Annotated in this window: 11 protein-coding genes; 6 read left to right on the plus strand and 5 right to left on the minus strand. The window is 75.8% G+C overall.

Annotated elements, in window-relative coordinates; all coding sequences use genetic code 11:
- On the minus strand, positions 1-830 hold an 830-nt coding region (locus FA014_RS13270), incomplete at its 3' end, for a serine/threonine-protein kinase (RefSeq protein WP_154730143.1).
- 155 nt (positions 831-985) lie between these two features.
- Between FA014_RS13270 and FA014_RS13275 the strand changes: the two genes are divergently transcribed.
- The 5 genes from FA014_RS13275 to FA014_RS13295 all read left to right on the plus strand — a co-directional run bounded on the left by FA014_RS13275 (position 986) and on the right by FA014_RS13295 (position 7540).
- A complete protein-coding gene (locus FA014_RS13275) occupies positions 986-2419 on the plus strand; it encodes an alpha,alpha-trehalose-phosphate synthase (UDP-forming) (RefSeq protein WP_195969292.1) in 1434 nt (477 codons plus the stop codon).
- Positions 2420-2429: 10 nt separating this feature from the next.
- Positions 2430-3311, plus strand: a complete 882-nt coding sequence (gene otsB, locus FA014_RS13280; protein WP_154730144.1) for a trehalose-phosphatase — start codon at positions 2430-2432, stop codon at positions 3309-3311.
- A gap of 9 nt (positions 3312-3320) precedes the next feature.
- A complete protein-coding gene (locus FA014_RS13285; protein ID WP_154730145.1) occupies positions 3321-4910 on the plus strand; it encodes an outer membrane protein assembly factor BamB family protein in 1590 nt (529 codons plus the stop codon).
- Between the two features lie 159 nt (positions 4911-5069).
- Positions 5070-6194 carry an ABC transporter ATP-binding protein gene (locus tag FA014_RS13290; protein WP_154730146.1) on the plus strand — a complete coding sequence of 375 codons (1125 nt, stop codon included), beginning with the start codon at positions 5070-5072 and terminating at the stop codon, positions 6192-6194.
- 83 nt (positions 6195-6277) lie between these two features.
- Positions 6278-7540 (plus strand): DUF4032 domain-containing protein, encoded by a 1263-nt coding sequence (locus tag FA014_RS13295; protein WP_154730147.1) that lies wholly within the window; start codon positions 6278-6280, stop codon positions 7538-7540.
- A 78-nt stretch (positions 7541-7618) separates the two neighbouring features.
- Here the strand turns inward: FA014_RS13295 and FA014_RS13300 are convergent, their stop codons facing one another.
- The 4 genes from FA014_RS13300 to FA014_RS13315 are packed head-to-tail and all read right to left on the minus strand — an operon-like array spanning position 7619 to position 11545.
- Complete coding sequence (locus FA014_RS13300) at positions 7619-8104, minus strand: pyridoxamine 5'-phosphate oxidase family protein (RefSeq protein ID WP_154730148.1); 486 nt, start codon at positions 8102-8104, stop codon at positions 7619-7621.
- A 56-nt stretch (positions 8105-8160) separates the two neighbouring features.
- Positions 8161-9159, minus strand: a complete 999-nt coding sequence (gene rlmB / locus FA014_RS13305) for a 23S rRNA (guanosine(2251)-2'-O)-methyltransferase RlmB (protein ID WP_154730149.1) — start codon at positions 9157-9159, stop codon at positions 8161-8163.
- Entirely contained in the window at positions 9159-10598 is a 1440-nt protein-coding gene (cysS, locus tag FA014_RS13310; RefSeq protein WP_154730150.1) for a cysteine--tRNA ligase, read from the minus strand. The genes rlmB and cysS overlap by 1 nt, the downstream gene beginning before the upstream one ends.
- 11 nt (positions 10599-10609) lie before the next feature.
- Positions 10610-11545 (minus strand): LysR family transcriptional regulator, encoded by a 936-nt coding sequence (locus tag FA014_RS13315; protein WP_154730151.1) that lies wholly within the window; start codon positions 11543-11545, stop codon positions 10610-10612.
- Positions 11546-11618: 73 nt separating this feature from the next.
- Here FA014_RS13315 and FA014_RS13320 point away from each other — a divergent pair, with 73 nt between their 5' ends.
- Positions 11619-12509 carry an EamA family transporter gene (locus FA014_RS13320; RefSeq protein WP_154730152.1) on the plus strand — a complete coding sequence of 297 codons (891 nt, stop codon included), beginning with the start codon at positions 11619-11621 and terminating at the stop codon, positions 12507-12509.
- Positions 12510-12532 lie beyond the last annotated feature (23 nt).

Below are 12532 nucleotides of genomic sequence, written 5' to 3' on the forward strand. Positions count from 1 at the left end.
GCCCCGGCGTCGTACGACTCCCCGCGGCGCTCGGCCTCGGCCAGCGCCGCGACCACCTCGTCCGGCCGGGCCCGGTCCTCGGGGTCGGCCGCCAGGGCGTCCCACAGCGCCCCGGCGGTCACGGGCCCGAGGCCCGCGAGGTCGGCGTCGCCGCTGCGGGTCCGCACCAGCACGGCCTCCAGCGGCCGGGTGCCGAACGGGGCGCGGCCGGTCGCGGCGTACGCGAGCAGCGCGGCCCAGCCCCACCAGTCGGTCGCGGGCGTGGGCTCCGCGCCGTCGACGAGCTCGGGCGCCAGGTAGCCGGGGGTGCCGACGACGAAGCCGGTCGAGGTGACCCGGGTCTCGTCGACGGACTGGGCGATGCCGAAGTCGATGAGCACGGGGCCGTCGGGGGTGACGAGCACGTTGCTCGGCTTGAGGTCGCGGTGCACGACCCCGGCCGCGTGCACGGCACCGAGCGCGTCGCGCAGCCCGTCCGCGAGCCCGTGCAGCGCCGCGGCGTCGAGCGGGCCGCGCTGCCGGACGTGCTCGGCCAGGTCGAGCCCGGGCACCAGCTCGGTGACCAGGAACGCCTCCGTCGAGTCCGCCTCCGCGTCGAGGACCGCGGCGACGCCCGGGTGCCGCAGCCGCTGCAGCGCGAGCACCTCGCGGCGCAGCCGCTCGCGGGACGACGGGTCGGCGCCGATGTGCGGGTGCAGCAGCTTGAGCGCCACCGGCGTGCCGCCCCCGTCGACCGCCCGGTACACCGTGCCCATGCCGCCGGAGCCGAGCGGCGCCAGGATGGTGTACCCGCCGATCTCGGCGCCCGGCGACAGCCCGATGCGCTCCATGCGGGCACGGTAGCCGCCGCGCGCGCGGGGGTCGTGGTGCCGCGCGGCGGGACCGGTGAAGGCGCCCGCGCCCGCCGGCGGACGACCGCCCGCTTCCCGGGCGGTCCGCGCGGGGTCACGTTAAGGTCGAGGGGACACCAAGGAGCTGAACTTCAGTGACATCTGCTGGCTATGACCTGGTCGTCGTCGCGAACCGCCTCCCGGTCGACGTGACCGTGGGCGAGGACGGCACGCCGAGCTGGACCCGCTCCCCGGGCGGCCTCGTGACCGCCCTCGAGCCCGTCGTGCAGCGCTCCGACGGCGCGTGGGTGGGCTGGGGCGGCTCCGCGGACCTCGAGCTCGAGCCGTTCGACGCCGACGACATGCGGCTCGTCCCGGTGAAGCTGACCGAGGACGACCTGACGTTCTACTACGAGGGCTTCTCGAACGACACGCTGTGGCCGCTCTACCACGACGTGATCCAGCCCCCGACGTTCCACCGGCAGTGGTGGGACGCCTACCAGCGGGTCAACCGCCGGTTCGCGGACGCGGCGGCGGCGCAGGCCGCGCCCGGCGCGACGGTGTGGGTGCACGACTACCAGCTGCAGCTGGTCCCGAAGTTCCTGCGCGAGCTGCGCCCGGACGTGCGGATCGGCTACTTCCACCACATCCCGTTCCCCCCGCTGGAGATCTTCGCCCAGCTGCCGTGGCGGCTCCAGGTCGTCGAGGGCCTGCTCGGCGCCGACCTGATCGGGTTCCAGCGCGGCGGCGACGCGGCGAACTTCGTCCGGGTGGTCCGCCGGCTCACCGACCGCACCACCCGCGGCCAGATGATCACGCTGACGGACTCCGACGGCCGCGTGGAGCGGCACGTGCGGGCCGCGGCGTTCCCCATCTCGATCGACTCCAAGGCGTTCGACCGGCTCGCCCGCACCCCCGAGGTGCAGCAGCGCGCCAAGGAGATCCGCGCGGAGCTCGGCGACCCGCAGGTGCTGCTGCTCGGCGTCGACCGGCTCGACTACACCAAGGGCATCCGGCACCGGATCAAGGCGTTCGAGGAGCTGCTCGAGGACGGCCGGATGACCGTGCCCGAGTCGACGCTCGTGCAGGTCGCCTCGCCCAGCCGGGAGAACGTCGGCGCGTACCAGCAGCTCCGCGAGGAGGTCGAGGCGCAGGTCGGCCGGATCAACGGCGAGCACGGCGAGCTCGGGCACGCGGCCGTGCACTACATGCACCACTCCTACCCGATGGAGGAGATGGCGGCCCTGTACCTCGCTGCCGACGTCATGCTGGTCACCGCGCTGCGGGACGGCATGAACCTCGTCGCCAAGGAGTACATCGCGGCGCGGTCCGACGACCGGGGCGCGCTCGTGCTCAGCGAGTTCACCGGCGCGGCCGACGAGCTCGGCGGCGCGGCGATCCTGGTGAACCCGCACGACATCGCCGGCCTCAAGAACGCGATCCAGCACGCCGCGAACATCGACCCCCGCGAGGCGCGCAAGCGGATGCGCCGCCTGCGCCGCCGGGTGCTGGAGAACGACGTCGCGCACTGGTCCGAGTCGTTCCTGTCGGTCCTGACCGCCGTCCCGGTGCGCGAGCACCACGTCTGAGGAGCCCGCCGTGCCCGCAGCACCCGCGCCGACTCCCGGCACGACCGACGACCTGCGCGCCGCCCTGCGGGGCGTGCTCGCCGACCCCGCGCGGCTGCCGCTGCTCGTCGCGCTCGACTTCGACGGGACGCTCGCCCCGCTCCAGGACGACCCGGAGGCCTCGCGGCTGCTCCCCGCGGCGGTGACCGCGCTGCGGGACCTCGCCGACCGCCCCGACGCCGTGCACCTGGCGCTGGTGTCCGGGCGACCCGCCGCGGACCTGCACCGGCTGGCCGAGGTCCCCGCCGGCACGGTGCTGATCGGCAGCCACGGCGCCGAGCGCGCCCGGATCGCCGAGCACGGCCTCGACCGCGACGTGCTGACGCTGACGGACGACCAGTCCGACCGGCTCACCCGGCTCGGCGGGGAGCTGCAGGCGGTGGCCCGCGGCCGGGACGGCGTCTGGGTCGAGACCAAGCCCGCGGCGGTCGTCGTGCACACCCGCATGGCGGACCCGGCGACCGGCGACGCGGCCGAGCGCGAGGCCCTCGGGGTCGGCGAGCGCCTCGGGTCGGTGACCCTGCACGGCAAGAAGGTGGTCGAGGTCTCCGTGCTCGACGCCGACAAGGGCGCCGCGCTGGTGGCGCTCCGGGACGAGCTGCGGGCCGGCACGGTGCTCTGCGCGGGCGACGACGTCACGGACGAGAACGCGTTCCGCGCGCTCGGCGCGGGCGACCTCACGGTCAAGGTCGGCGAGGGCCCGACGGTCGCCGGCTACCGCGTCCCGGACCCGGAGGCCCTGGCCGTCGTGCTGGCCGGGCTGGCGGCGGACCTCGACGGCCGGTCCGGCGCGGACGGCGGCGGGGCGCCCGGGGAAGCCGATCCCGCGCGCGAGGTGCCCCCCGGGGCGTAGGTTCCGCTCGTGGGGCGCCGACGGGAGTCGATGCAGGACGTCGAGCTGGTCGACGTCGGCACCGACCTGCCGCTCGCGCCCGACGCCGAGGACCCCGAGGCCGAGGCCGCCCGCGCCCGGCAGGTCGCGCGCCGCCGCCGGCTGGTCCGGCGCTGGTGGCCCGCCCCGGTCCTGGCCGCGCTGGCGGTGGTCGGGACGCAGGCCGTGCTCGACGCGCGAGAGGACGGCCGGGTCGCCGCGCGGCAGGAGGTCGCGGGCGTGCTCCGGTCCGTCGCGCCGGGGCTGCCCGCCGCGCACCGGTACAGCCAGGAGACGGCGTCCGTGGTGCTGTCCGGCATCCCCGTCGGCGACCTGCGGGTCGGGGTCGCGTCGCCGCCGTGGGACGCGGCGCGCGAGCTGGTCGCGCTCGACCGCGACGGCACCCAGGTCTGGTCGACCTCGCTCGAGGACGGCGGGCGCGCGGAGCCGGACGTCGGCATGGAGTACCCGACCTGCGTCGCCGACGCCGACCCGGTCGAGGTGGTCCGCTGCCTGGTGCTCGACCGCGGGCCGGCGGACGCGGCGGACGACTCCGGGACCTGGGCGCCCGCGCCGCCGAGCGCCGCGCGGCTGGTCGCGCTCGACGCGGCCACGGGCGACCTGCGCGCCTCCCGCCAGGTCGCGCCGATGTCCGGCCTGGGCGCCGCGGACGGGCTCCAGGTGCTCGCCTCCATCACCGACGGCACGCTGCGGGTGTCCGCCTGGGACACCACCGCCGACCGCGGTGCGCCCGACGACGCGGCCGGTGCCCCGCTGTGGCGGACCGACGTGCCCCTGGTCGACCCGGAGGCCGCCGAGCGGCTGTTCTACCCGCCGAGCGTCTCCGTCGCGCCCGGCCGGGTGCTCGTGCAGGGGGAGCTCGGGTCCTGGGCGTTCGCCGCGGACGACGGGCGGCTCCAGGCCTCCGGCCCGGACTACCTGTCCGTCTCCCGCACCGGCCGGCTGCTGGCCAGCGGCGGCGAGGGCGCGCAGCTCCTCGACGACTCCGGCGCGCCCCTGACCGACCTGCACGGCCAGCCGCTGTGGCTGTCCGTGGACGACGGCTCGGTGCCCGGGGTGGAGCTCGTCGCGGCCTCGACCTCGGACGGCCGCGTGCTGGTGGGCGTGGACGCCGAGTCCGGCGCCGAGCTGTGGTCGTCCCCGCACCCCCGGTGGTCCGACCCGGCCGCGGTGCTGCTTGAGGGCACGCTGTACGGCGCCGACACGGACGGGGTCTGGGCGCTCGACGTCGCGACGGGACGGCAGGTGTGGCGCACCGACGTCGAGGTCTCCGGGGACGGCGCGTCGGTGATGACCGACGGCCGCCACCTCCTGGTCGTGGCCCGCTCGGACGCGCTGGCGCAGGTCGGCTTCGCGGTGGCGGACGCCCCGACCGCGGCCGGGCGCGCCGACGCCGGGCGCGCGGACGTCCTCGCCTCCCAGCGCGCGCTCGCCGCGTTCACGCTGTCCGCCGGGGCGCCCGCGTGGGCCACGCGGCTGCCCGCCGACGTACAGGGCGTGTGGCCCTACGGCGGCGACCTGCTCGGCTACGGCGACTCCGACGTCGTGGTGCTCAACTGACGTGAGGCAGTTCACCCGCCGACCGGCCGGGTGTGGTTGGATGTCGGTGGACCGAGGGGGGTCGGCAGACCTCCCTCGACCCGTGTCAGCGAAGACACTCTGACACTCTTCACGACGGATCGTCCGGCACGTACCTGCCGGTGAAGGGATTGATGAATCATGGCTACGGTCACGTTCGACAAGGCCACCCGGGTGTACCCGGGGACGGAGCGCCCCGCGGTGGACGCGCTCGACCTCCACGTCGAGGACGGCGAGTTCCTCGTCCTCGTCGGCCCCTCCGGCTGCGGCAAGTCGACCTCGCTCCGCATGCTCGCGGGCCTCGAGGACGTCAACGCGGGTCGCATCCTCATCGGCGACCGCGACGTCACCGACGTCCAGCCGAAGGACCGGGACATCGCGATGGTGTTCCAGAACTACGCGCTGTACCCGCACATGACGGTCGCCGACAACATGGGCTTCGCGCTCAAGATCGCCGGCACCCCGAAGGCGGAGATCCGCACCCGCGTCGAGGAGGCCGCCAAGATCCTCGACCTCACCCAGTACCTCGACCGCAAGCCGAAGGCGCTCTCGGGCGGCCAGCGGCAGCGTGTCGCGATGGGTCGCGCGATCGTCCGCGAGCCGCGCGTGTTCCTCATGGACGAGCCGCTGTCGAACCTCGACGCCAAGCTCCGCGTGCAGACCCGCACCCAGATCGCCTCGCTCCAGCGCCGCCTGGGCGTCACCACGGTCTACGTCACGCACGACCAGACCGAGGCGCTCACCATGGGCGACCGCATCGCGGTCCTCAAGGACGGCCTCCTGCAGCAGGTCGGCACGCCGCGCGACATGTACGACACCCCGGCCAACGTGTTCGTCGCCGGCTTCATCGGCTCCCCCGCCATGAACATCGGCACGTTCCCGATCGCCGACGGCGTCGCGAAGGTCGGCTCGGCCGGCATCGCGGTGCCGCGCGACGTGATCGGCTCGCTCGCCGCGGACGACAACAACTCCATCACCATCGGGTTCCGCCCGGAGGCGCTGGACGTCGTCCCGCAGGGCACGCCGGACTCGATCCCGGTCTCGGTGAACATCGTCGAGGAGCTCGGCTCCGACGCCTTCGTGTACGGCTCGCTCGTGGGCGACGCCGGTGCCGCGGAGGTCCGCTCGGGCGCCGGCGACTCGCAGGTCATCGTGCGCGTCGACCCGCGCCAGGTCCCGGCCAAGGGCGAGACCATCGCCGTGCGCATCCGGACCGGCGAGCAGCACCTGTTCCACGCCGGCTCGGGCGAGCGCATCGCGCACTGACGCACGACATCTCCACGCCGCAGGGGCGGGGCCGGCACGCACCGGCTCCGCCCCTTCGTCGTCCTGATGGGAGAATCGACCCCATGACCCCTCGCACGCGCCTGCAGATCACCGCGGCCGCGCCGGACCCCGCGCTGCTCGACCTGCCCTGGGACGTGCCGCTCGTGGACTGGCCGGCGGAGCGCCTGGCCGCCCTGCCCCGCGGCATCTCGCGGCACACCGTGCGGTTCGCGCGGCTGTCCGGCCGCGTCGTCGCGATCAAGGAGATCGGCGAGACGGTCGCGTACCGCGAGTACGAGCTGCTGCGCCAGCTCAGCCGCCTGGACGTGCCCAGCGTCGAGCCCGTCGGCGTCATCACCGGCCGCACCGCGCCCGACGGGGAGCCGCTGGAGGCCGTGCTCATCACGCAGCACCTGCGGTTCTCGCTGCCGTACCGCGCGCTGTTCAGCCAGTCGCTGCGCCCCGACACCGCGACGCGGCTCATCGACGCCCTCGCGGTGCTCCTGGTCCGGCTGCACCTCGCCGGCTTCTACTGGGGCGACGTGTCGCTGTCGAACACGCTGTTCCGCCGGGACGCCGAGACGTTCGCCGCCTACCTGGTCGACGCCGAGACCGGCGACCTGCACGACGAGCTCACCCCCGGGCAGCGCGGGTACGACCTCGAGGTCGCGCGGGTCAACATCATCGGCGAGCTGATGGACCTGCAGGCCGGCGAGTTCCTGGAGGAGGACGTCGACGCGGTCGCGATCGGCGACGCGCTGGCCGAGCGGTACGAGGAGCTGTGGTCCGCGCTGACCAGCTCCGAGTCGTTCGGGCTGAACGAGCGGTGGCGCGTGCAGGCCCGCATCGAACGGCTCAACGACCTGGGCTTCGACGTCGGCGAGCTCGACATCACCACGGACATCGACGGCACCACGGTCCGCATCCAGCCGAAGGTCGTGGACGCCGGGCACCACTCGCGCCGGCTCATGCGGCTCACGGGGCTGGACGTGCAGGAGAACCAGGCCCGCCGGCTGCTGAACGACCTCGACCAGTACCGCGCCGCGACGGACCGGCAGAACGACGACGAGACGTTCGTCGCGCACGACTGGCTCACCGAGGTGTTCGAGCCCGCGGTGCGCGCCGTGCCGCGCGACCTGCGGCCGAAGCTCGAGCCGGCGCAGCTGTACCACGAGCTCCTGGACCACCGGTGGTTCCTGTCGGAGGCGCAGAAGCGCGACGTGCCGATGCGGGAGGCCGTGAAGTCCTACACGAAGGACATCCTGCCCACCCGCCCCGACGAGGAGTCGGTCCTCGGCGTCTCCGCGGCGGACCTCCGTGAGGACGCCGAACCCGTCCGCGACTGAGCCGGCGCGCGCCGAGTGCCCAGAACCCGGCGGACGAACCGGGACGAACCCCGGCGGGTCATGGGCGCTCGGCGAGCCTCAGAGCTCGACGCGCTCGTTCTCGCCCTCCAGGCGCTCGCCCTTCACCTTCGCCTTGACGAAGCTGAGGAGGGTCGCGACGCGACCGCCGGGGGCGTCCCAGTACTCCGCGGACTCCGCGCGCACGCGCAGCAGCACCGCCTGCGGGGAGTCCGGGCCGTCGGGCAGCCACGCCTCGACGCCGGCGCCCCACAGCTCGCGCTTCTTCGCCGGGTCGTCGACCGCCTCGGCGACGCCCGCGACGGACACCCAGGTCGCCCCCGAGCCGACCGTCACGTTGACCCGCGGGTCCGCGGCGACGTGGGCGAGCTTGCGCGAGCCGCGCTCGGCGAAGAACCAGAGGTCCCCGTCGAACTCGACCTCCTGGAGCGCCATCGGGCGCGCGACGAGCGTGCCGTCCGGGGCGACGGTCGTCAGCACCCCGAGGCGCTCGTCCTTCAGCATCCCGGCGACGGTGCGGACGGGGTCGGTGCTGTCGTGGGTCATGAGCCCACTGTCCGCCCGACCCGGGGCGCGCGCACCCCGGGGCGGACGGCGGCGCGTCAGGACGCGCGGGTGCGGGCGACCTCGTACAGGGCGATACCCGCGGCCACGCCGGCGTTGAGGCTCTCGACCTCGCTCGCGATCGGGATGGACGCGATCGCGTCGCAGTGCTCGCGCACCAGGCGGGACAGACCCTTGCCCTCCGACCCGACGACCAGCACCAGCGGGTCCGCCGAGTACGGCAGGTCCGCCACCGTGACGTCGCCGCCGCCGTCCAGGCCCACGATGAAGCAGCCCGCCTCGTGCAGCCGCTCCAGCGCCCGCACGAGGTTCGTCGCCCGCGCGACCCGCACGCGGGCCGCGGCGCCCGCGGACACCTTCCACGCCGACGCCGTCACGCCGGCGGACCGGCGCTCCGGCACCAGCACGCCGTGCGCGCCGAACGCGCCCGCGGACCGCAGCACGGCGCCCAGGTTGCGGGGGTCGGTCACGCCGTCGAGCGCGACGACCAGCGGCGCGCGGTCGCTGGCCGCCGCGATGTCCAGCAGGTCCTCGACGTCGCCGTAGTCGTACGGCGGCACCTGGATCGCGACGCCCTGGTGCACGGAGCCGTCGGTCAGCCGGTCGAGCTCGGGCTTGGTGACCTCGAGCAGCGGGTAGCCCGCCTCGGTCGCGGTGCGCAGGATCTCGCGGGTGCGGTCGTCGGCCTCGAGCCGGGTCGCGACGTACACCGCGGACACCGGGATGCCCGCGCGGAGCGCCTCGACGACGGAGTTCCGCCCGGCGACGACCTCGGTCGCGCCCGCGCCCCGCGCCCTGCCCGCGGCGCCACCGCCCCGGCCGGCCGGCCGGTTGCCCGCGCCGCGGGTGCCCGCGACGGCGCGGCGCTCGGCGGCGGCCTTCTTCTTGGCGGCCGGGTGGTACGACCGCTCCTCCGCCTTGGGGGTGGGGCCCTTGCCCTCGAGCCCGCGGCGGCGCTGGCCGCCCGAACCGACGCTCGCGCCCTTCTTGGAGCCCGCCTTGCGTGTCGCGCCTCGGCGCTGGGAGTTGCCGGCCATCAGTCCTCGTCCTCGGTCGTCTGGCGCGCGGCGAGGGACCAGCGCGCGCCGGTGGCGTTGTCCTCGACGGCCACGCCCGCGGCCGTCAGGCGGTCGCGGATCGCGTCCGCGGTGGCCCAGTCCCGGGCGGCCCGGGCGGCGGCGCGCGCGTCGAGCTCGGCCCGCACCAGCGCGTCGAGCGCCTCGGCGTGCCGGTCGTCGGCCGCGGCCGTGCCCCACTGCGCGCCGGCCGGGTCGAGACCCAGCACGTCGAGCATCGCGCGCACGGCCACCAGGCCCGCGCGCACGGCGCCGTCGTCCCCGGCGGCGAGGGCAGAGTTGCCCGCGCGCAGGTGCTCGTGCACGACGGCGAGCGCCGCCGGCACGTTCAGGTCGTCGTCGAGCGCGGCGCCGAAGGCCTCGGGCAGCGCGGCGGCGGCGAGCTCGGCCGGGTCGATCGCGCCCACGCGCTCCGTGGCGCGCTGCACGAACCCCGCCAGCCGGTCCCAGGTGGCCTCGGACTCGGCGAGCGTGTCCGGGGTCCACTCCAGCATCGACCGGTACTGCACGGCGGTCAGGGCGTACCGGACCACCGCCGGGCGCACGGTCTCCAGCAGCGTGCTGACCAGCAGCCCGTTGCCCAGCGACTTGCTCATCTTGGCGCCGGACTGCGTGACCCAGCCGTTGTGCAGCCAGTACCGCGCGAACCCGTAGCCCGCGGCGCGGGACTGGGCCTGCTCGTTCTCGTGGTGCGGGAACCGCAGGTCCAGGCCGCCGCCGTGGATGTCGAAGGTGTCGCCCAGGTAGCGCTGCGCCATCGCGGAGCACTCCAGGTGCCAGCCCGGGCGGCCGCGGCCGAACGGGGTGTCCCAGGACGCCGTCTCCGGCTCGCCCGGCTTGGCGGCCTTCCACAGCGCGAAGTCGTGCGGGTCGCGCTTGTCGCCCGCCCCGCCGTCGGGCGCCGGGGCCATGTCGTCGAGCCGCTGGCTGGTGAGCGAGCCGTAGTCGGCGTACGAGCGCACGTCGAAGTAGACGTCGCCCTCCCCCGCCACGTAGGCGTGGCCCGTGTCGACCAGGCGCTGCATCAGCTGCACCATCGCCGGCACGTGGCCGGTCGCGCGGGGCTCGTAGGTGGGCGGGAGCACGCCGAGCGCGTCGTACGCGGCGGTGAAGGCGCGCTCGTTCTGCATCGCCCAGGCCCACCACGCGACGCCGGCCTCGGCCGACCGCGCGAGGATCTTGTCGTCGATGTCGGTGACGTTCCGGACGAGCGTCACGTCGTGCCCGGTGCGGCGCAGCCAGCGGACCAGGACGTCGAACGCCACGGCGGACCGGACGTGGCCGACGTGCGGGGGCGCCTGGACGGTCGCGCCGCAGAGGTAGATGCCGACCCGGCCCGGGACCACGGGGACGAAGTCGCGCACCTCGCGGGTGGCGGTGTCGAACAGGCGCAGGCTCACGAGGGTCAAGGCTACCGGTCGGGACGGCCCCGGCCCGTGGCGACGGGACCCGGCTCGTCCGCGAACCGGGCCGCCTCGGCCCGCAGGGCGTCCAGCACCTGCCGCACGACACGGCGCGCGGCGCGCTCCGGGCGGACGAGCGCGTCGACCCGCCGGCCCGCGCGGACGCCCGCGAGCGGCACCAGCACCGCCCCGCGCCGGCCGGCGGTGTGCCGGGGCAGCAGGCTCACCCCGTGGCCCGCGGCCACCAGCGCCTCGACGACGCCGAAGTCGTTGAACCGCTGCACGATCCGCAGCGGCCGGCCCGCCACCGCGCCCACGGCGTCGAGCACGCCCGCGACGGGGAAGCCGGCCTGCACCGCGATCCACGGCTCGTCGGCCAGGTCGGCGGGGGTGACGGTGGCGCGCGTCGCGAGCCGGTGGCCCGGCGGCAGCGCCACGTCCAGCGGCTCGCGCAGCAGCGGGACGACGTCGACCCCGGCCGGCCACCCGGCTCCGCCGTCCGGGCGGTGCGCCACCACCAGGTCGAAGTCGGCGGTCAGCGCGGGGAACTCGTCCTGGGCGACGTCCTCGTCGCCGAGCTCCACCCGCACCCCGTCCATCGCGGCGACCCGGCCGAGCAGGCCCGGCAGCAGCAGCTCGGCGCCGGACTGGAACGCGGCGACCCGCACCAGGCCGTGCGGGGCCGACCGGAACGCGTCGACGGCCGCCTCGGCGCGCTCGAGCGCCACCGCCACGTCCGCGGCGGCGTCGGCGAGCGCGTGCCCGGCACCCGTGAGCCGGATCCCGCGCCCGTGCCGCTCGACGACCGCGGCACCCGCGTCCCGGGCGAGCGCCCGCAGCTGCTGGGACACCGCGGACGGCGTCAGGTGCAGCGCGGCGGCCGCGGCCGTCACGCCGCCGCGGTCCCGGACCGCCCGGAGCGTCGCGAGGTGGCGGGTGTCCATGCAGCGACGCTACACGGACGGTGTTCGACGTTTCGATGGTGCTGCACGGTCGGGCGGTCCCAGGATCGGGGGCATGCCGACCCGCGACCGCCTGCTCGCCCTCACCGTCGCCGTGCTCTGGGGGCTGAACTTCCCGGCGATCCACCTGTCGCTGGAGCAGTTCCCGCCGTTCTTCCTGGTCGCGCTGCGGTTCGCGCTGCTCGCAGTCCCGACGCTGCTGCTCGTGCCGCGCCCGGCCGCGCCGGTGCGGTGGCTGCTCGGGTACGGCGTCGGGTTCGGGGTGCTCCAGTTCGCGTTCCTGTACCTCGCGATGGACACCGGCATGCCGACGGGGCTGGCGTCGCTGGTGCTCCAGGCGTCGGCGCCGTTCACCGTGCTGCTCGGCGCGGCGTGGCTGCGGGAGCGGATCACCGCCCGGCAGGCGGTCGGCGTGGCGGTCGCCGTCTGCGGGCTCGGCGGGATCGCGGCGCTGCGCGCCGGGTCCGGGGCGTCGGCCGGGCTGCTGCCGGTCGTGCTCACGCTGTGCGGCGGCCTCGGCTGGGCGTTCGGCAACGTGTCCAGCCGGCAGGCGCACCCGGACAGCCCGCTGCGGTTCATGCTCTGGATGTCGGTGGTGCCGCCGGTGCCGATGCTGGCGCTCTCGCTGGTGGTCGACGGGCCGGACGCGATCGGCCGCTCGCTCACGACGCTCGGCACCCCGACCGCCGCGTGGGCGCTGGCGGGGCTGGCGTTCACGGTGCTGGTGGCGACCGTCGTCGGCTCGGGGATCTGGACCGCCCTGCTGGCACGGCACCCGTCGGGGGTGGTGGCCCCGTTCTCGATGCTGGTCCCGGTCGTCGGCATCGGGGCGTCCTGGGCGTTCCTGGACGAGCGCCCCGCCGCCGCGGAGCTGGCCCTGGGCGCGCTGGTCGTGGCGGGCGTCCTGCTCGCGACCCGCGCCCCGCGCCGGCGCCGGCGCGGGTGACCGACGCGTCGCGCGGCGCGGGG

Source organism: Cellulomonas hominis (genome assembly GCF_005239125.1).
Lineage (GTDB): Bacteria > Actinomycetota > Actinomycetes > Actinomycetales > Cellulomonadaceae > Cellulomonas > Cellulomonas hominis_A.